At 67.7% G+C, this 18,292-nt stretch carries 16 protein-coding genes; 5 read left to right on the plus strand and 11 right to left on the minus strand.

What is annotated here, in order from left to right; all coding sequences use genetic code 11:
• Positions 1-57 precede the first annotated feature (57 nt).
• The 3 genes from V6M89_RS05795 to V6M89_RS05805 all read left to right on the plus strand — a co-directional run bounded on the left by V6M89_RS05795 (position 58) and on the right by V6M89_RS05805 (position 2,945).
• Entirely contained in the window at positions 58-1,071 is a 1,014-nt protein-coding gene (locus V6M89_RS05795; RefSeq protein WP_332852304.1) for an ABC transporter substrate-binding protein, read from the plus strand.
• 110 nt (positions 1,072-1,181) lie between these two features.
• A complete protein-coding gene (locus tag V6M89_RS05800) occupies positions 1,182-2,162 on the plus strand; it encodes a porin (protein WP_332852305.1) in 981 nt (326 codons plus the stop codon).
• A gap of 12 nt (positions 2,163-2,174) precedes the next feature.
• Positions 2,175-2,945 (plus strand): substrate-binding periplasmic protein, encoded by a 771-nt coding sequence (locus V6M89_RS05805; RefSeq protein WP_332852306.1) that lies wholly within the window; start codon positions 2,175-2,177, stop codon positions 2,943-2,945.
• On the opposite strand, the gene V6M89_RS05810 is transcribed toward V6M89_RS05805, so the two are convergent.
• From V6M89_RS05810 to V6M89_RS05820, 3 genes are read right to left on the minus strand one after another with little or no spacing between them, the layout of a single operon-like run.
• A complete protein-coding gene (locus tag V6M89_RS05810) occupies positions 2,942-3,832 on the minus strand; it encodes a ribose-phosphate pyrophosphokinase (protein WP_332852307.1) in 891 nt (296 codons plus the stop codon). The genes V6M89_RS05805 and V6M89_RS05810 overlap by 4 nt on opposite strands.
• Complete coding sequence (locus V6M89_RS05815; protein ID WP_332852308.1) at positions 3,832-5,130, minus strand: thymidine phosphorylase family protein; 1,299 nt, start codon at positions 5,128-5,130, stop codon at positions 3,832-3,834. The genes V6M89_RS05810 and V6M89_RS05815 overlap by 1 nt, the downstream gene beginning before the upstream one ends.
• On the minus strand, positions 5,127-6,488 hold the full coding sequence (locus V6M89_RS05820) for an MBL fold metallo-hydrolase (protein WP_332852309.1): 1,362 nt from the start codon (positions 6,486-6,488) through the stop codon (positions 5,127-5,129). The genes V6M89_RS05815 and V6M89_RS05820 overlap by 4 nt, the downstream gene beginning before the upstream one ends.
• 148 nt (positions 6,489-6,636) lie before the next feature.
• Here V6M89_RS05820 and V6M89_RS05825 point away from each other — a divergent pair, with 148 nt between their 5' ends.
• Entirely contained in the window at positions 6,637-7,302 is a 666-nt protein-coding gene (locus tag V6M89_RS05825; protein ID WP_332852310.1) for a DUF6901 family protein, read from the plus strand.
• A 3-nt stretch (positions 7,303-7,305) separates the two neighbouring features.
• Here the strand turns inward: V6M89_RS05825 and V6M89_RS05830 are convergent, their stop codons facing one another.
• The 8 genes from V6M89_RS05830 to V6M89_RS05865 form a co-directional block, all read right to left on the minus strand.
• Entirely contained in the window at positions 7,306-8,775 is a 1,470-nt protein-coding gene (locus V6M89_RS05830) for a CHASE3 domain-containing protein (protein WP_332852311.1), read from the minus strand.
• A gap of 88 nt (positions 8,776-8,863) precedes the next feature.
• Positions 8,864-9,244 carry a response regulator gene (locus V6M89_RS05835; protein WP_332852312.1) on the minus strand — a complete coding sequence of 127 codons (381 nt, stop codon included), beginning with the start codon at positions 9,242-9,244 and terminating at the stop codon, positions 8,864-8,866.
• 23 nt (positions 9,245-9,267) lie between these two features.
• A complete protein-coding gene (locus tag V6M89_RS05840; RefSeq protein ID WP_332852313.1) occupies positions 9,268-12,177 on the minus strand; it encodes a response regulator in 2,910 nt (969 codons plus the stop codon).
• Positions 12,174-13,217, minus strand: coding sequence for a chemotaxis-specific protein-glutamate methyltransferase CheB (gene cheB, locus V6M89_RS05845; RefSeq protein ID WP_332852314.1), 1,044 nt, complete (start codon positions 13,215-13,217; stop codon positions 12,174-12,176). The genes V6M89_RS05840 and cheB overlap by 4 nt, the downstream gene beginning before the upstream one ends.
• Positions 13,214-15,223: a response regulator gene (locus V6M89_RS05850; RefSeq protein WP_332852315.1), complete on the minus strand. Its 2,010-nt coding sequence runs from the start codon at positions 15,221-15,223 to the stop codon at positions 13,214-13,216. Before V6M89_RS05850 ends, cheB begins: the two co-directional genes overlap by 4 nt.
• Positions 15,216-15,743: a chemotaxis protein CheW gene (locus V6M89_RS05855; protein WP_332852316.1), complete on the minus strand. Its 528-nt coding sequence runs from the start codon at positions 15,741-15,743 to the stop codon at positions 15,216-15,218. Before V6M89_RS05855 ends, V6M89_RS05850 begins: the two co-directional genes overlap by 8 nt.
• On the minus strand, positions 15,740-17,239 hold the full coding sequence (locus V6M89_RS05860) for a CheR family methyltransferase (RefSeq protein WP_332852317.1): 1,500 nt from the start codon (positions 17,237-17,239) through the stop codon (positions 15,740-15,742). Before V6M89_RS05860 ends, V6M89_RS05855 begins: the two co-directional genes overlap by 4 nt.
• Positions 17,236-17,706 (minus strand): chemotaxis protein CheW, encoded by a 471-nt coding sequence (locus V6M89_RS05865; RefSeq protein WP_332852318.1) that lies wholly within the window; start codon positions 17,704-17,706, stop codon positions 17,236-17,238. The genes V6M89_RS05860 and V6M89_RS05865 overlap by 4 nt, the downstream gene beginning before the upstream one ends.
• A gap of 172 nt (positions 17,707-17,878) precedes the next feature.
• Here V6M89_RS05865 and V6M89_RS05870 point away from each other — a divergent pair, with 172 nt between their 5' ends.
• A complete protein-coding gene (locus V6M89_RS05870) occupies positions 17,879-18,283 on the plus strand; it encodes a response regulator (RefSeq protein ID WP_332852319.1) in 405 nt (134 codons plus the stop codon).
• Positions 18,284-18,292: the final 9 nt, after the last annotated feature.

Consider the following 18,292-nt stretch of genomic DNA (forward strand, 5'->3'; position numbering starts at 1 on the left):
TTACGATTTGAAGACCGTACTGAACAGAGTATTATGGCTATGATCGGAGGAATCTATATGAACGATCGCCGTGCCATCATTGCATTGCCGTTGTTATTTGCCGGGCTATTGGCATGCTCCCCGTTCAGCGCCGCCGCTGCGCCGGTCAGGCGACTGCTGGTCGTCGACACGCAAAGGACCGAGCCTTACATCACCATCACGGGCGCCATGCTCGATTCGCTGGCCGGCTACGGCTTTGTCGTTGGTCGCAACCTTGAGGTCGAACGCTATTCGCTCGCACAGTTCGAGGGCGCGGCCACGCACATCTGGGAGCTCAAACATGGCGCGAGCTTTGACGTGGTTTACATCGCCGGCACCATCGCGGCCCAGGCGTTTGTAAAAATTGCGGCCGAAAACCCGAACAGCCGTTTCGTATTCGCCTCGGTCACCGACCCGGTCGGACTGGGACTGATCGACGGATTCGGCACGGCTCCGACCCGGAATATCACCGGCGTTTCCTTCCCAGTACCGGTCAGGGACAGGCTGCGATTTATACGGCGGCTTATGCCGCGCGCCCGCACCATCGGCCTGATTCATGGCGACATGCCGCAGTCGGCGAGCTATCGCGCATGGCTGGAAAAATTGCTGGCCAGTGAACCGGAGTTTAAGGATTTAAAGATCATCTATCGGAGCGTCAAGTTCGTCAGGGGCGACAACGGCACGCAACGCATGGCCATGCAAACGGTGCCGCTGATCGAAGAGCTGAATCCCCAGGTCGACCTGTTTCTCGCGCCAAACGATCAAATGGGGATCAATCCGGAGTTCGCCCGCACGATGGTCAAATATGCGACCAAACCGCTGGTCGGCATCATCGAACCGGATGCAGGCGCGGGCTGGGGAGCGACCATGTGCATCTACCCGTCGCTGCCAGGCATGGGCCAGCAAGCTGGAAAAATGATCGCCCGTTTGCTGGCCGGCGAGCCTATCGCCGCGATTCCGGCCGAATCGCCGGCCAGGATAGGCGTGGCCTTCGACTTCAAACTGGTCAAGCAATTTGGGATCACGGTGCCTTCCGACCTGATAACGAAGTGAAACTCTGAAGGCGCGCAACACTTTCCTCGCTGAATACTTGATCGCCATTACTGCACGGTGTAACGTAAAAGTAATGAAGCCGCTCCCTGCGTCTTGGCCGGAGACCACACATGAAAATGTTGCGAGCTATGCTACTCCCGTTGGCTTGCGTCATGCAGCAGGCTGCGGCACAAAGCGCGGTCAGCGTGTATGGCGTGCTCGATCTGGCCGTGGTCGCGGACCGCGACTCCGGCAAGTCGACCACCGCCGTCAACAGCGGCCAGCAGACCGCGTCCCGCTTCGGCATCAAAGGCAACGAAGACCTCGGCGGCGGCTTGCGCGCCAGCTTTGTGGTCGAATCCCAGATCGAAGCCGACACCGGCAATCCATCGTTCGCCGGCCGCGTTTTTGGCAGCCAGAGCTGGGTTGGCCTGTCCGGCGCTTTCGGCAGCATCAAACTGGGGCGGATGTTCACGCCCTACTTCGGCGCCATCGCCACCAATGATCCGTTCGATGCCAAGGGGCCGGGCGAGTCGACCCGGGTGTTCCAGGATTCCGGTGTACGCATGGACAACACGGTAAAATACTCGCTGCCGGATCTGCATGGTTTCTATGCCGACCTGGCCTACGGCGCCGGCGAGGTGGCCGGCAACGCCAAGGCGAATCGCCAGATCAGCGCCGATGCCGGCTATGCCGCGGGGCCGTTGAATATCGAGCTGGCGTATCACGACACCAACGATGCGCTCGGCGTCCGGGCCGCGCGCAGCACCCTGGTGGCGGGGAATTACGACTTCGGGCCGGTGCGGGGCTGGATGGTGCTGGCGCGCAGCCGCAATGGCGCCACCCTCGATACCCGCGATACGCTGGTCGGCGTCAGCATCCCGTTTGGCCGCAGCCTGATCGCCGCCGATGTCGTCCACAAGACCGACCGCATCATCCGCAACGCCAATGCGACCCAGCTGGCGCTGGGTTATTACTACACACTTTCAAAGCGGACCAATTTGTATGTCGTCAGTTCGAACTTACGCAACGGCAGCGCCGCAAGCTACCAGGCCGCACTGCCGGGCGGCACGCGCCGGCTGGTCTCAGCCGGCATGCGGCATCAATTCTAAGCGAGGCACGCCATGAATCCACGCCATCGCCTTGCCCCGGCGCTGCTCGGCGCCCTGCTGGCTTGTCTGTGGAGCCCGCTGGCTGCTGCCGACACGGTCCGCATGGCCATGGGCGAAAAGATACCGCCGTTTTGTTTTCCCGAAACCGATTCCGGCATTGAAGTGGAAATACTGCGCGAAGCGCTGGCCTATCGCGGCCACGTCATGAAGCCGCACTACTATCCCTTCGCCCGCATCCCGGTCGCGTTCAAGGCCGGCGACGTCGATGCCGCGATGACCGATCTGGGCGAAGACATGGAGAAATGGGGCGCGTATTACGGCGAACCTGCGGTCTTCTATGACAACGTCTTCATCAGCCTGAAAGAACGCAAACTGGACATCAAGACACCCGATGACCTGCGCGGCCTGACCGTCATTTCGTTTGCCGGCGCCGCCAAGCGCTATCCGGAATGGCTCGACGAGGTCAAGCGGGCGGGCCACTATTTCGAGCAGAACGACCAAGCGCTGCAAGTGCTGACGCTCGATCGCGGACGCTACGACATCGTGCTCAGCGACCGCAATATTTTCCGCTATTTCACGCTGCAACTTAAGCTGAACAAGAGCTTCCATCCCAAGGCCGTCGTCGAGCAAAGCTTTGTCAAGTTCAACGCGATGGACTACCGCGCCGTGTTCCGCGACAAGAAAGTGCGCGACGATTTCAACGCCGGTCTCAAGCACTTGAAAGACAGCGGGCGCTTCAACGCGATCTATCAAAAATACCTGGGCGATGGCAAGGGGGGCTAGCCGCCCAGCATGCGCGCGACCGCCGTCGCCATCGGCGCGCCCATGCCGATCGCGTTGCTGGCGTGAGGCACGGTGTCGCAGCTGACGATGCGCCCGGCGCCGGCCGCCTTGAGCTCGGCGTAGGCGGCGCCGCCAAACAATGCATGCACACCGATGCAGACCGGCGGCGCGCAGCCGGCCGCCTTCAGCTGCAGCGTGGCGGCGATCATGGTGCGGGCGGTCGAGATGATGTCGTCCACCAGCACCGGCGTGCTGTCGGCCAGTACCCCGGCAGGCGGTAGCGACACGCTCACCTCGCGGTCGCCGCTACGCACCTTGCGCAAGACGGTGTAGGGGCAGCCGACGGCGACGGCCACCTGCCCCACCCATTGTTCGCTTTCCTCGTCCGGCCCCACCAGCACCGGACGTTCCACATTGGCGCTGATCCAGGCGGCGATTTCCGGCGCGGCGGGCACCACCTCGGTGGCGATCCCGTACAACTCGGATAATTGGTGAAACCGGTGCAGATGCGGATCGACCGTCACCAGACTATCGAAGCAGCCCGACAACAGCCGAGCGAAATGGCGCGCGGTGACGCCCTGCCCCGGCGCGAAGCTGGCGTCCTGCCGCATATACGGCAGATACGGCGCGACCAGGCCGACGCTGCGCGCGCCCAGCTCGCGCGCCACGCAAGCGCACAGGTACAGGGCCATGATTTTATGGTCCGGCTGGTGCAAGGCGGCGACCAGGATGACGTCGCGTCCGGCCACGGCGGGCGTCAGCTGCGGGCAGGTTTCGCCGTCGGGAAACTGGTGCAGCAGCAGCTCGCCCGCCTCGCAGCCCAGGTGTTCGCGCAGGTGGCCGGCGAATGATTCGGCGCCCGGCAGCGCCATCAACATCGCGTTCATCACGCCTCCTGTATCGAAAAGATACTGTCCTGCGACTCGGCATAGGCCAGCGCGTACGCCAGCTCGCCCGGCGACTCGGCGTGCAGCGTCAACAACGGTTGGCCCGCGCTCAGCATGGTGTCCAGCGGCGCGTGCAGCACCAGCCCGGCCGCCGGCGACTTCGGCGCGCCGGCCAGCTTGGCCAGACCCGCCAGACGGCGATTGTCGATGGCGACCAGGCGCCCCTGGTGCAAGGCGGTCAGCACGTGGGTGTAGGCTGCGCGCGGCGGCGTGCGCATGCCGCCTTGTGCTTCGCAGATCGCTTGCAGCTTGCGCCAGGCGGCGCCGTTGTCGAGCACGCTGCGCGCCAGCGCCATGCCGAATCCCGGCGCCGCCTTGCGGCCCAGCTCCAGCACCCGCGCCGCCAGCTGCAAGGCGCGCTGGCGCAAATCGTCCGGCGCGCCGGCCTGGTTTTGCAGCACCGCCAGCACATCCCATGCTTCCAGCGCCGGGCCGACGCCGCGGCCGACCGGTTGGCTGCCGTCGCTCAGCATCACGCTGACGTTGATGTCGAACGCCGCGCCGACCGCGTCCAGTCGGTGCGCCAGCGCCTGCGCCGCCTGTTGCGAGCGCACCTTGGCGGTGCGCCCGACCGGAATGTCGATCACCACGTGGGTGGAGCCGGCCGCGATCTTCTTCGATAGCACCGAGGCCACCATCAGGCCGTCGCTGTCGAGCCCCAGCGGGCGTTCGACCCGGATCAGCACATCGTCCGCCGGGCTCAGCGACACCGCCCCGCCCCAGGCGATGCAGCCGCCCTCCTGTTCCACCACCCGCCGCATGGTGGGCAAGTCCAGCGCCACCGGCGCCAGCGTCTCCATGGTGTCGGCGGTGCCGGCCGGCGAGGTGATCGCGCGCGACGAGGTCTTGGGTATGGTCAGGCCGCAGGCGGCGACGATGGGCACCACCAGCAAGGTGGTGCGATTGCCGGGCAGGCCGCCGACGCAGTGCTTGTCGACCACCAGTTCGCTGTTCCATCGCAGCCGCTGGCCCACCGCCACCATGGCGCGAGTCAGCGCGATGGTCTCGGCCACGTCCATCCGGTCGCCGGAACATGCCGTGATCAGGGCCGCCAGTTCGATCTCGGAATAGCGGCCATCGACCACGTCGCGCACGATGGCCTGGGCGGCGTCGCCGCCGATCGGCCGGCCGTAGATCTTGGCCCGCACCGCCGACATGGACGCCACCGGCTCATGGTAAGTGTCGATATGCAGCTGGCGCAAGCTCAGGCCGGGGACCGGCGCGCTGGTCCGGTTCATGCCAGCTCCTGCTGTTCCATGTAGTCGGCCACGCGGCAATCCCAGTGCAGCGCCTGTTCGATGCGGTGGCGCAGCGCATCGGCCGCCGCCGGCTCGCCATGGGTGATGAAGGTGCGTTTGGGCGGCTGCTCAAAGTGACCCAGCCAGCTCATGATCTCCCCGGCGTCGGCATGGGCGGACAGATTGTCGATCTGCCGTACGTTGGCGCGCAGCGGCACGTATTCGCCGTAGATCTTGATCTCGGGCGCGCCGTCGAGCATGGCCGCGCCGCGCGTGCCGCCGGCCTGGAAGCCGGCGAACAGGATGGTGTTGCGCGGATCGCCGCCGAACGCCTTCAGGTGGTGCAGCACGCGGCCGCCGGTGGCCATGCCGCTGGCGGCGATGATCACCATCGGCAGCTGCTTCTGGTTGAGCGCGATCGATTCCTCGACGCTGTTGACGATGTGGGCGGCATGGCACATGGCCTCGCACTGCCGGCGGTCGAGGCGGTGCAGATGGCGGTGCTTCTGGTACAGCGCGGTGGCGTCGGTCGCCATCGGACTGTTCAGGTAGACCGGCAGCCCCGACGGCAGTTGGCCCTGCTGCTTGAGCTGATGGATGGCGTACAGTATCGATTGCGCCCGCCCGACCGCGAACGCCGGGATGATGGTGACGCCGCCGCGCGCGGCGGTCTCGCGTATGGTTTGCCCGAGCAGGATGGCGGGATCGGCCGGATTGTGCAGGCGGTCGCCGTAGGTCGATTCCAGCACCAGGTAATCGCTGCGGGTGATGTGGGCCGGCTCGGCCATGATGGCGTCGTGCAGCCGGCCCAGGTCGCCGGAAAACGTCACGCTGCGCTGGCCGTCGGTGACGCTGACGATGGCTGCGCCCAGGATATGGCCGCCGAGCGCCATCTGGCCGCGCAGCGGGCCGCAGATATCGAAGGGCTTGCCGAACTCGACCGGCGAAAAGAATTTCAGCGCCCGTTCAGCATCTTGCTCGGTGTACAAGGGCAGCGCCGGCGCGTGCTTGGAATAGTTGTGGCGGTTGGCGTGGTTCGCCTCCTCTTCCAGCAGATGTCCGCTGTCGGGCAGCAGGATCTTGCACAGGTCGTAGGTGGCTTCGCTGCACAGGATCTTGCCGCGGAAGCCGTGCTTGACCAGCAGCGGCAGATAACCGCTGTGGTCCAGGTGGGCGTGGGTCAGCACCACCGCCTGGATCGACGATGGCGCCACCGGCAGCTCGGCCCAGTTGCGCAGCCGCAGTTGCTTGTAGCCCTGGAACAGGCCGCAATCGAGCAGCATGCGGCTAGTGCCCGAAGTCAGCAGATACTTGGAGCCGGTGACGGTGCCGGTCGCTCCGAGGAATTGTATTTTCATGGTCTCCACCCCCGCTGCTTGCATCGAATGTCGGGTAATGCATTGCAGTCTATTGAGGTGGGGAAAGAAAAACCTTGATGCAGATCAAAATCACCCAAGCTCGGCCAAATGGGAGTAGCCTACGGAATCCGACTGAACGGGAGCGTCCATGCAGAACGTGGTCTATCACTTTCGCTTCGCCGACGGCCAGAGCGCCAGCTGCGCTGTCGCTGACGATGGCGGGGCGGCGCCCGGCGCGCTGCCGGCATGGACCGCGCTGGAGTTCGAGCAGTGTCCCAACTGTCCGCTGCCGCCCGGCAGCAGGCCGCATTGCCCGATGGCGGTAAGCTTCGTACCGCTGATCGCCATCATGGGCAAGCTGCGCTCCTACGAACAGGTCGAGGTGCGGGTGGAGACGGCCGAACGCAGCGTCAGCAAGCTCACCACCGTGCAGCGCGGCGTCGGTGCCTTGATGGGTTTGCTGGCCGCCAGCAGCGCCTGCCCGCGCGCGGACTTTCTGCGGCCCATGGCGCACTTCCACCTGCCGTTCGCCTCCGAAGAGGAAACCATCTATCGCGCGGCCTCCACCTATTTGCTGGGACAGTATTTCATCGCCCGCAACGGCGGCGTGCCGGACTGGGAACTGGATGGCCTGAAGGCGCGCTACCTGGCGCTGCAAAGCGTCAACAGCGCGATGGCCAGGCGCCTGCGGCACGCGGTCGACGAGGACGGCGCCATCAACGCGCTGATCATCCTCGACCTGCTGGCCAAGGCGCTGCCCTACTCCATCGACGACAAGCTGGACGACATCAAGGCGACCTTCCCGGCCGCCTGACGGTCACACCGCCTGCGGATGCACCAGCCGGCGCAGGTCCATCGACAAGCCGGCCAGCTGCGAGGCGGTTTGCAGCGTCTGGGTCGAGCTGGCTTCGGTCTCCTGCGTGGTCTGCGCCACGTCGGACACGGCGATGCGCACCTGGTCGGCCGCCGTGGCCTGCTGCTTGGTCGACAGCTCGATCTCGCGCACCGCCTCGGTGGTGGTGCTGACCAGGTCGGAAATCTGCTTGAACGACAAGGCCACCTCGGCAAACTGGCGCGCCCCCAGGTCGACCGCCTTGGCGCCGCTCTCGGTGGCCATCACCGTGGTGTTGACGGCGCCGCGCACATCGTCGATCTGGATGCGGATGCCTTTGGTCGAGGCGGCCACGCGGTCGGCCAGCTTGCGGATTTCCTCCGCCACCACGGCAAAGCGGCGGCCCGCCTCGCCGGCCCCGCTGGCCTCGATGGTGGCGTTGATGGCCAGGATGTTGGTCTGCTCGGCCAGCTCGGAGACGATGTCGAGCACCGCGCCGATCTCCTGCGATTTGCGGCCCAGGTCCAGCATATGGCTGACCACCAGGTCGGTCTGGCGGCGGATGCCGGCGATCGATTCCTGCCCCCGTTCCACCGTGCCCTCGCCGCTGCGCGCCGCGCCCGCCGTCTGCTCGGCGATCTGCGCCACCCGCTGCGCGCTCTCGGCAATCTGGCGCGAGGTCACGCCCAGTTCGCTGATGGTGGTGCTGATCTCGCTCATGGCGCTGGCCTGCTCGCGGGCGCCGGACGCCTGCTGGGTGGCGGCGGCCTGCAACTCGGCCGAGGAACTTTGCACATGGCCCACCGCCATGCCCAGCCGGTCGGTCAGCGAGCGCGTGATGGTGAAGCCGGCGGCGATCACGAACAGCAGGCACAGCACGGTGCCGACTACGATGGTCATCTTGGCGCTGCTGGACGTGGCGTCGGCGTCGGCCTCGCGCTTGCTCAGCAGGTCGCGTTCCTCACGGCTGATCTGCTCGGTCACGGCGCGCAGGCTGTCCATGACTTTCTTGCCCTCGCCGCTGAGCACGATCTTCATCGCCTCATCGGCATGGCCGCTCTTGCGCAGGTCGATGGTGCGCTTGAGCTCGTTGAACTTGGCGGTCACCAGCGCTTCGGCCTGGCCTATCCTGGCCTGCTGGCCGGGGTTGTCCACCGTCAGGCTGCGCATTTCCGCCAGCACCGTCGGCGTGCCGGTGGCGGCCGCCTGGAACGGCTCCAGATAGGCCGGGTCGCCGGTCAGCAGATAGCCGCGCTGGCCGGTCTCGGCATCCTTCATCTGGCTCACCAGCGCGGTCACGTGCTCCAGCACTTTCTGCGTATGGTTGACCGAGCTGGCGGTGCCGATCAGCACGTAGATGCTCCAGTACGCCGCGACGCCGATCGCGATCAGGAAGGTCGACGATACCGCAAAGCCGAACGCCAGCTTGCGTCCAAAGGTCCAGTTTTTGTTCATGGTGGGTCGCTCCCTCAATCCTTCAATCCCTCAGCCGGCGGATCGGTCCGCCTACCCTTGCGTGTATCTTGTGTGTATCTTCTATGTCTTAAACGTGGCGCGCAGTGCCGAGTATGCGTGCGACCTCGGCCATGAAACTGTCGTAATCGATGGGTTTTTCGATGTAGCCGTCAAAGCCGGCCGCCAGCATGCGCTCGCGGTCGCCTTTCATCACGTAGGCGGTCAGCGCCACCACCGGTATCGCCTGCGTGCGCGGGTCGGCCTTCAGGATGGCGACCGCCGCGATGCCGTCCAGCTCCGGCATCTGCACATCCATCAGGATCAGGTCTGGCTGCTGTTCAGCCGCGATGGCGATGCCGGCGCGGGCCCGCTCGGCGCAGTACAGCGTGTGCCCGTCACTTTCCAGCATGATGCTGGTCAGCAGCATATTGCCAGGCGTATCTTCGACGATCAGTATGCGTGCCATCATTTACCCCGGTTGTCGTGCTTGCCTCATTGCCGCGGCTCGCCTGCGCGCTGTTGCAGCGCGCGGCCGACCTCGAACAGGAATTGGCGTCGATTGAAACTGTCTTTTTCCATGATGCGCAGCACCTGCCCGCTCAGGCGCCGCTTGTCGTCCTCGCTGACGCTGCGGTCGCTCAGCACCAGGATGGGCACCTCGGCGGCGGCGCCGTGGCGCAGCGCCGCGATGACCTCGAAGCCGCTGATGTCGGCCAGCACCAGGCCGATGATCAGCAGGTTCGGCTGCAGCGCCGGCATGGCCGCCAGCGCGCTGGCGCCGTCGGCGTAGCACTGCACCTTGTAGTTCAGCGCGGCCAGGTCGCCGCTCAGGCGGGCGCAAGTGGCGGCGTCGTCGACGATCACCACGCTTGGCGCCAGCGCATCGTCGTTGCCCAGTCCCAGCGCGTACACGGCGTCGCGCAGGTTCTGGTGCGACACCGGCTTTTGCAGCAGCTGCGCCGCGCCCAGCACGCAGGCCTTCATTTCCTCGGCCAGGATGGAGACGATCACCACCGGCACGCTTTCCAGCCGGGGATTGCTCTTGATCTCGTCCAGCACCGCCCAGCCGCTGGCGTCCGGCAGCAGCAGGTCGAGCGTGATCAGGTCCGGCACTTCGCTGCGCGCCATCGCCAGCGCGGTGACGGCGTCGCGCGCGCGGCTGACGACGAAGCCGATGCTTTCCAAATGCAGCTGCAGCAGCTCGGCGGCGTGTTCGTCGTCCTCGATCACCAGCACCCGGCGGTTGGCCGGAGCGGGAGGTGGCGCCTGCGGTTCCAGCCGCAGCGGCAGCCAGACCGAGAACTGCGCGCCCTGCCCCGGCGCGCTGGTGACACCGACGGTTCCGCCATGCAGTTCGGCCAGGCGGCCGACCAGCGCCAAACCCAGCCCGCTGCCCTCGTGCTGGCGCGAGCTGGACGAATCGAGCTGGCTGAAGGTCTCGAACAACACCGACAAGTCGGTGGCGGCGATGCCGTCGCCGCCGTCGCGCACCCGCACTTCCAGGAACTCCTGCTCGCTACCGTCCGGCAGCGGCAGCAGCCGGCTGGTCCATTCGCCGTCCTGGCCGTAGCCGACGTCGGGACGGCGCACGCGGTGCAGCGACAGCGTCACGCGGCCGCCGTCATGGCTGAACTTGACCGCGTTCGACAGCAGGTTGTAGGCCATCTGCCGGAACTTGCGCAGATCGACCTGCACCGGCCCCAACGGCGTGCACGGCAGGAACTCCAGCCCGATGCCGCGCCGCGCCGCGCTATCCTGCACGATCGACAGGCATGCGCGCAGCACGGTGTTGGCGTCCACCGGCTCCAGCGCCAGGTCCATCTTGCCGGCCTCCACCTTGGACAGGTCGAGGATGTCGTTGATCAGTCCCAGCAGGTGCCGCCCGCTGGACAGCACATGGCCGACGCAGGTCTGCTGCTTGGTGCTGAGCGCGCCGGTGACGCCGCGCGCCATCAGGTCGGAAAAGCCGATGATGGCGTTGAGCGGCGTGCGCAGCTCATGCGACATATTCGACAGGAATTCGGACTTGAGCCGGTTGGCCTGTTCCAGTTCGCGGTTCTTTGCCGCCACCTCGCGCTGACCCTCTTCCAGCGCCTGCACGGCCTGCTCCAGGTCGCGGTTCTTTTGTTCCAGCTCGGTCAACAGGGCGGCGCGGCTGTCGGCCAGCGCGCGCGCGGCGCGCATTTCCGCCGCCTCCAGCTCCTTGCCCATCAGCTCGGCGCGGATGCGCCGGCTCTCGTCCTCGAACTGCTTGCGCCGCAGCTGGGCCCGCACGCGCGCCTTGAGCACGTCGAAGTCGCTCGACTTCAGCACGTAGTCGTCGGCGCCGGTGGACAGGCCTTCGATCATCGCCGCCCGGTCTTCCATCGCGGTCAGCATGATCAGCGGGATGTCGCGGGTGGCGGGATCGCCCTTCAGGCGGTAGCAGGTGTCGGTGCCGGACAGGCCGGGCATCAGCCGGTCCAGCAGCACGCAATCGACCTTCTGCACCTTCAGCAGCGCCAGCGCCTGCTCGCCGGATTCGGCCAGGATCATGTCATAGCCCTCGTCGCCCAGCACCTCGGCCAGCTCGAACAGATAGGTGCGGCTGTCGTCCACCGCCAGGATGCGCTGGCCGGCCTGCGGCGCCATCGGCTTGCCGCCGCCGTCCACATTGCGCAGCACCGCCGCCAGCCGCGCCAGCAGCATGCCGGCGTCGCCGTCCTTGCGCACGAAAGCGTCGGCGCCGGCTTCCAGCGCATGCAGTTCGGCGCCCTGCTCGTCGGCCCCGGTCAGCAGGATGCAGGGCACGGTGCGCAGCGCCGGATCGAGGCGCAACCGGCGCACCACGCCGGCGCCGTCGATGCCGGGCAGCACCCGGTCCACCACCAGCGCCGCCGGCCGCCGCAGCGCCATCGCGCGCAAGCCTTCTTCGCCGGTATGGGCCAGCGCCACCTGGTAGCCCTGCTCGCGCAGCAGCGCGCCCAGCTGCTCGCGGTAGGTCAGGCTGTCGTCGATCACCTGCACCAGCGGCGCGGCGTCGTCCGGCGCGCCGGCCAGTTCCAGCAGCTGCATCGCGCGCGCCACCAGGCGGTCGCGGTCGTAGGGCTTGCCGACGTAATCGTTGGAGCCGGTCAGCATGCCGCGGATGCGGTGGCTGACCTGGGCTTCGCTCGACAACACCAGCACCGGCAAGGTGGCGCCGGCGTCGGTGGCGCGCACTTCGCGCAGCAGGTCGATGCCGTCGCCATCGGGCAGCATCACGTCCAGTATCATCAGGCCCACTCGCTGGCTGGCCATCACGGCGCGCGCCTCGGCCAGGGTGGCGCAGGCGATGGTGGCGATCTGGTGCTCCTCGAACGCCTCCTCCAGGTCGGCCCGCACGGTCAGGCTGTCGTCGACGATGAGCACCGGGGCCGTCATGACGCCCTCCAGCTCGCCAGCGCGGCCAGCGCCGGGCCGATCTCCGCCAGCGGCAGGATGCGCTGCGCCGCGTTCAGCAGCGCCGCCTCGCGCGGCATGCCGTACACCACGCTGCTGGCTTCATCCTGGGCGATGGTCAGGCCGCCGGTGTTGCGCACCGCCAGCATGCCGCGCGCGCCGTCCTGGCCCATGCCGGTCAGCAGCACGGCGGCGGCCGCCGCGCCGCATTCGCGCGCCACCGATTCGAACAGCACGTCGACCGACGGCCGGCACGAGTGGCGCTCCGGCCCGCGCTCGCACACCAGCTGCCGGCCGCGCAGCTCCAGGTGCAGGCCGGGCGCGGCCAGCACCACGCCGCGCGCGGGCAGCGGCTGGCCGTGGCGCGCCAGCCGCACGTCCAGCGCGCAGTGGTCGTCCAGCCAGTCGACGAAGGAGGCGCCGAACGGCTCGGCGATATGGATCACCACCAGCAGCGGCAAGGGAAAATCGGCCGGCAGCCCGCCCAGCACGTCGACCAGCGCGCGCGGCCCGCCGGTCGAGGCGCCCACCGCGATCAGCCGCAGGCCCTGCTGCGGGATAGTGGCCGGCGCCAGCACCGGCGCAGGGCCCGCTGCGCGCCGCCCGCGCAAATGGGTCACCACCTTGATCTTGGCCACCAGCTTGAGCATCGCGATGTAGTGCTCGCCCCAGCCGAACTGGTCGGGCTTGGGCTTTTCGATCACGTCCAGCGCGCCGGCCGCCAGCGCCTCGTACGTGCGGAACAGCTCGCCACGGTTGACGGAGGACGACACCACCAGGATCGGCGTCGGGCAGTAGGCCATGATGTATTCGGTGGCGGCCAGTCCGGTCATCACCGGCATCATCATGTCGAGCGAGATCACGTCCGGCCGCAGCGCCAGGCACAGCTCGATGGCCTGCTTGCCGTCCTCGGCCGAGCCGACCAGCTCGATCGCCGGGTCGGCCGCCAGCAGTTCGCACAGGTGCATGCGCACCGTCAGCGAATCTTCCACCACCAGCACCCGTAGCTTGCTCGTCGTCATCGCTGCACCAGCTCCCCGATCTGCGCCAGGAACGCGGTCTGATCGAATTCGTTCTTGACGATGTAGCCGTTGGCGCCGGCCTCGGCGCCGCGCCGCCGGTGCGCCGCCGTGTCGAGCGAGGTCACCAGCATGGCCGGGATGTCGCACAGCTGCGGATCGGCGCGGATCTCGGTGATGAAGCCGAAGCCGTCCATGCCCGGCATCTCGACGTCGACCAGGAACAGCGCGTAGCGGTTCTTCCGCGCCAGCTCCAGCCCTTCCTCGGCCGACGCCGCCAGCGCCACCTGGTAGCCGGCCGACTCCAGGATGCTGCTTTCGAGCATGCGGGTGGTCAGCGAATCGTCGACGATCAGGATCGGCAGGCAAGGCGGCGCCACTTCGCGGCCGCTGCTGCGGCGCCGCGTCAGCGCCCGGCCCAGCTCCTCGGGATCGAGCACCAGGCGCGGCTCGCCTTCGATGTCCAGGTACAGGCCCAGCACCATGGGATCGGCCGCCACCAGCGGCGGCAGCGCCCGCAGCACCACGCTGTCGACACCGCCCAGCCGGCTGGTGGCCAGGGCCAGCAGCTCGCCCTGGCTGCGGATCACCACCGCCGTCATCGCGCGCGGCGTCCACAGGTGGGCGTTGCGCGCCGCCGCGCCCACCGCCAGCGGCAGCAAGGGCAGCAGCTGGCCTTCGTAGACGATGGCGCCGCCTTCCACGGTATGCACCACCTGCGCCAGCGGCACCCGCAGCGCGCCGTGCACGGCGTCCAGCGGCAGCGCCATGGTCTGGCCGTCGGCCTCGACCAGCAGCACGTCCAGCGCCGCCAAGGTCAGCGGCACGCATAATTCGAAGGTGGCGCCGCCCGCGCTGCTGGCGGCCTGGGCCTTGCCGCCCAGCTTGCCCATCGCGGCGCGCACCACGTCCATGCCGATGCCGCGCCCGGACAGCTCGGTCACCACGCTGCTGGTGCTGACGCCGCCTTGCATCAGCCGCGCCATCAGGCCGGCGCTGTCGTCGGGCGCGTCCAGGCCGCGTTCGGCCAGCGAACGGCGCAGCGCCGCCAGGTCGATGCCGCGCCCGTCGTCGCGGCAGCGGAACCACACCATGTAGCCGCGCCGCGCCACCTCCAGCAGGATGCGGCCGGCCGCCGGCTTGCCCGCCGCCACGCGCTCGGCCGGGGGCTCGATGCCGTGCGCCACCGCGTTGCGCACCAGTTGCAGCAAGGCGCCCAGCACCACGTCCAGCACCTCGCCGTCGACCCGCAGCTGGCCGCCGACGGCCTCGAACACCACTTGCCGGCCGCTGCTGTGGGCGGCGTCGCGGGCGCAGCGTTCCAGCGTGGTGAAGATGCCTTCCACCGGCACCAGCCGCAGGCGCTCGGCGGCGTCGCGGGTCTGGCGCAGTTCGCGGTCGATGCGTTCGGCGCCGCCGGCCATCCTGCGCTCCAGCGTCTCGAGCTGCGCCACCAGCACCCGGCCGCCCTGCGCCGCTTCGCCCGCCAGCGCCAGTTCGCGCAAGGCGTCCAGCGTGGCTATGGCGCGCCGCATGGCCGCCAGCTCGGTGCCGATCTCGCCCAGTCCCTCCAGCAGCACATCGACTTCCAGCACGTCGGCGCGGCCGAGCCGCTGCGGCGCTTCGGCCTCGGCTTCAGGTGCCGGCGCTCCAGCGGTGGCAAGCACCGGACCGGGCGCCGTGGGGGCGGCCTCGGGTTGCGGCAGTTGCGCCAGCAAGCTGTTCACCCGGTCGCAGGCGGCCAGCAACTGGTCGACGGTGCTGCGCGGCAGCGCTGCGTCGTCGCTGCGCAGAGGAGCCAGCAGCTCTTCGACGCCGTGGATCAGGTCGGCGATCTCGGCCTGCCGCACCACCCGCGCCGCGCCCTTCAGCGTATGGGCCCAGCGCAGCAGCAGCGCCACCTGTTCGGCGTCGCGCACGCCCTGCTCCAGCGCCAGCACGCCCTTGCCGATCTGCTCGATCAGCTCGCGCGCCTCGATGCGGAAATAGCGGTAGGGATCTTTAGCCATGCCGGCCTTCCTGCTGCACCCGGACCGTGCGCGCTTCGACCTCGGCCGCCAGAGCGGCGATGGCCAGCACCGGCACCACGCCGCCGGCCGTGTGCACCGCCTCGCATTGCTGGCCGTCGGCCGCAGAGATCAATTGTTCGGCGCTGGCGCAGATGTGCGATTCAAAAGCTTCGAAGGCGAACGCCAGCGGCGCGCTGGCCTGTACCAGCACCATCCAGCGCGGCGCGCCGGCGGCGGCCTTGCCCAGCAAGGTGGTCAACTGGTAGACCGGCACGATCTGGCCGCGGAAGTTGGTCACGCCCAGCAGTTCCGGCATCGGGCTGGGCACCTCCAGGATGCGGCGGTCGGCGTGCAGCCCGCGGATATCGGCCAGGCGGATGGCGTAGGGTTCGGCGCCTATCCGTATCGTCAGCAGGTTGACGCTGCCGGCGGCCGGCAAACTCGGGGCCAGCGCGAACGAACGGTCGAACTGTTCGCGCAACTGGCGGGCGCTGTCGGCCGGCATGCTGTCCGGGCTCATGGCGTCGCTCCCAGTGCGGCCAGCTCGGCCCGGCACAAGCCGACCAGGGCGCTGCGCGGGAAGCCGCCGCCAAACAGCAACAGTCGCGAAGCTTCCTCGTGCTGCAGCAGGATCAACGCTTGGGCCAGGTCGCGCCGGGCCAACTCGGCATCGCCCATGCGCCGCTCCAGCACGCCGATGTGCAGGCGCGCCAGCGCGAAACCGGGATCGAGATAGGCCGCGCTGCGGTAGTGGGCCAGCGCCGCCGCGTTGTCGCCGCCCTCCTCGTGGCACAGCGCCAGCACGTACTGGGCGCCGGCATTGAGCTCGTCGCGCGCCAGCAGTTGATGGCAGACGTTTTGCGCCGCCGCCAGCGCGCCGCTCTGGCTGAGCGAGATGGCCTTCAACAGCAGCACGTCCGGCTCGTCGGCGTGTTGTTGCGGCAGCTTGTCGATCAGCGCCAGGCTTTGCTCGAACTGTTCATTGTGCAGGCAGGTCAGCGCGTGGTTAAGGTCGGCCTGTGCCGGCGCCGACGGGATGGCGCCGGCGCGCGGCACGGCCACCGCCAGCGTGTCGATGCGCTGCGCGGCGCGGGCGATGACGTCGACCCAGGCCGGATCGTCGAACAGCACGGGCCGGGTCTGCACGCCGTTCCATGGCGGCTGGTTGAAGTCGGCCGGCAGCGGCGCCTGGCCGGCGTAAAGCTTGCGCTGGTAATAGAAAGTCGCGTGGGTATGGCACAGATGGAAATCGTGCGACAGGCCGCGCAAGGTTTCCGCGTGGCCCATGAACAGATAGCCGCCGGGCGCCATCGCGCCGGCGATGCGCGCCACAGCCGCCTGCGCCTGGGCCGGGCTGAAGTACATCAGCACATTGCGGCAAAAGACGATGTCGTAGCTGCCGGGCGCCCACAACTCGTCGTCGTCCTGGGCCAGGTTGCGCTGGTCGAAACGCACCGAGCGCCGCACGCTGTCGTTGAGCACGTACAGCTCGGCCTCGCGGGTGAACCAGCGCGCCCGCATGGCCGGACTGACTTCACGCAGCGACCAGGCCGAATAGCGGGCGCGCGCGGCCTTGGCCAGCATGGCGGGATTGGCGTCGACGGCGCGGATCTCGACGCTGCCGGCGCCGAGCGGCCCCGCCTCGCGCGCGGTGATGGCCAGCGTGTACGGCTCCTCGCCCGAGGCGCAGCCGGCCGACAGCACCCGCACCGGCAAGCCTTCGCGCGCCTGCCAGCAGGCCGGCAGCGCCACCTCGGCATAGGCGCGGATCTGCTCGATGTTGCGGAAAAAATAGGTTTCGGTGACGGTCAGGTCGACCGCCAGCCGATGCAAGGCCTCGCACGGTGCGGGCGCGGCCGCCAGCGTGGCCAGAAAAGCCGCACTGTCGTTGCCCGCATGCAGGGCCAGCACGCGCGCCAGGTTGCCCAGTTTGGTTTCATCGAACTGCAGGCCCAGCCGCTCGGCGATCAAGTCGCGAAACTGCGCCACCTGGGTGGAGGTAGGCTCGAGGTTCATACGGTGGCTTCCCCGGCCGCCAGGGCTTCCCACATGGACTCGGGCACCATGCGGCCGGCGCGCAGCACCAGCAGCAATTCGGCATCGAGGGTGGCGATGGCTTGCACCAGGCCGTCGTCGCTACCGTCCAGCAAGGGAGCGATCTCGGCCAGCGCGGCGGCGGCCAGCTGGCGCACGCCGATCACGCCGTCCACCGCCAGCGCCAGTTGGCGCTCGCCGACGCTCAAGGTGACAAAACGCGACACTTGCGCCGAGCAAGCCGGCCCGACCAGGCGGGCACAATCGATGACGGGAACCGGGACGCCTCGTATCAGGGCCAGGCCGAGCAGGAAGTCGGCCATGGCGGGCACCGGATCGACCGGCAGCGCCCGCATGATTTCACGCACATGCCGCAACGGCAGCGCACACAGGCGTTGCCCGCTGCGGCACAATAGAACTGAATGCAATGGCTCGCTATCGAATGTCATGGAGACCCATTTCACTGACCAGCAAAAAGCGTGGAAACCGGTTTGCGCTTCCATGAAGGTTACACAAGATTCTAACAGAGAATCTATCCGAAAATCACACGTCGTAAATTGGTGTCAGGACATAAAATTCTACGTTATAGTCACTTTCGCAGGCGTATGGGAGGACGCATCGATGGCGCAAGATACGAGAACCGCAGTATTTATAGTTGACGATAATGCCATGACGCGCACTTTGCTGCGCATGATGATACAAGGCGAACAGTATCAGGTGGTCGGCGAAGCCGGGACCGCGGAACAGGCGCTGGAACGGATGAAGGCCATCCGCCCCGCCATCGTCTGCCTCGACGTGCGCCTGCCGGACGTGGACGGGCTGGAACTATTGCGGCGCATCCGCGCGATCTTGCCTGCCTGTGCGATCTTGATGGTGACCGCCTGCAATGACCGTGGCACGGTTGAAACCGCCATGCGGGATGGCGCCAATGGTTTCATCCTCAAGCCGTTCAATCCCGGCACCGTGCTGGACGCGCTCAATCAGGTCGCCGCCGCGCTGGGCGGCGCCAAGCCCCCCGACCAGTAGCGAAAGGGC

The organism is Duganella sp. S19_KUP01_CR8 (genome assembly GCF_036688705.1).
In the GTDB taxonomy this organism is placed as follows: domain Bacteria; phylum Pseudomonadota; class Gammaproteobacteria; order Burkholderiales; family Burkholderiaceae_D; genus Rugamonas.

Bases quoted from the DNA above. Each gene is read 5' to 3' on its own strand.
- V6M89_RS05865 (WP_332852318.1), bottom strand. From the start codon at position 17,706: ATGACATTCGATAGCGAGCCATTGCATTCAGTTCTATTGTGCCGCAGC.
- V6M89_RS05810 (WP_332852307.1), bottom strand. From the start codon at position 3,832: ATGAACGCGATGTTGATGGCGCTGCCGGGCGCCGAATCATTCGCCGGC.
- V6M89_RS05795 (WP_332852304.1), top strand. From the start codon at position 58: ATGAACGATCGCCGTGCCATCATTGCATTGCCGTTGTTATTTGCCGGG.
- V6M89_RS05870 (WP_332852319.1), top strand. From the start codon at position 17,879: ATGGCGCAAGATACGAGAACCGCAGTATTTATAGTTGACGATAATGCC.
- V6M89_RS05805 (WP_332852306.1), top strand. From the start codon at position 2,175: ATGAATCCACGCCATCGCCTTGCCCCGGCGCTGCTCGGCGCCCTGCTG.
- V6M89_RS05855 (WP_332852316.1), bottom strand. From the start codon at position 15,743: ATGAGCCCGGACAGCATGCCGGCCGACAGCGCCCGCCAGTTGCGCGAA.
- V6M89_RS05860 (WP_332852317.1), bottom strand. From the start codon at position 17,239: ATGAACCTCGAGCCTACCTCCACCCAGGTGGCGCAGTTTCGCGACTTG.
- V6M89_RS05840 (WP_332852313.1), bottom strand. From the start codon at position 12,177: ATGACGGCCCCGGTGCTCATCGTCGACGACAGCCTGACCGTGCGGGCC.
- V6M89_RS05835 (WP_332852312.1), bottom strand. From the start codon at position 9,244: ATGATGGCACGCATACTGATCGTCGAAGATACGCCTGGCAATATGCTG.
- V6M89_RS05830 (WP_332852311.1), bottom strand. From the start codon at position 8,775: ATGAACAAAAACTGGACCTTTGGACGCAAGCTGGCGTTCGGCTTTGCG.
- V6M89_RS05820 (WP_332852309.1), bottom strand. From the start codon at position 6,488: ATGAAAATACAATTCCTCGGAGCGACCGGCACCGTCACCGGCTCCAAG.
- V6M89_RS05850 (WP_332852315.1), bottom strand. From the start codon at position 15,223: ATGGCTAAAGATCCCTACCGCTATTTCCGCATCGAGGCGCGCGAGCTG.
- cheB (WP_332852314.1), bottom strand. From the start codon at position 13,217: ATGACGACGAGCAAGCTACGGGTGCTGGTGGTGGAAGATTCGCTGACG.
- V6M89_RS05815 (WP_332852308.1), bottom strand. From the start codon at position 5,130: ATGAACCGGACCAGCGCGCCGGTCCCCGGCCTGAGCTTGCGCCAGCTG.
- V6M89_RS05800 (WP_332852305.1), top strand. From the start codon at position 1,182: ATGAAAATGTTGCGAGCTATGCTACTCCCGTTGGCTTGCGTCATGCAG.
- V6M89_RS05825 (WP_332852310.1), top strand. From the start codon at position 6,637: ATGCAGAACGTGGTCTATCACTTTCGCTTCGCCGACGGCCAGAGCGCC.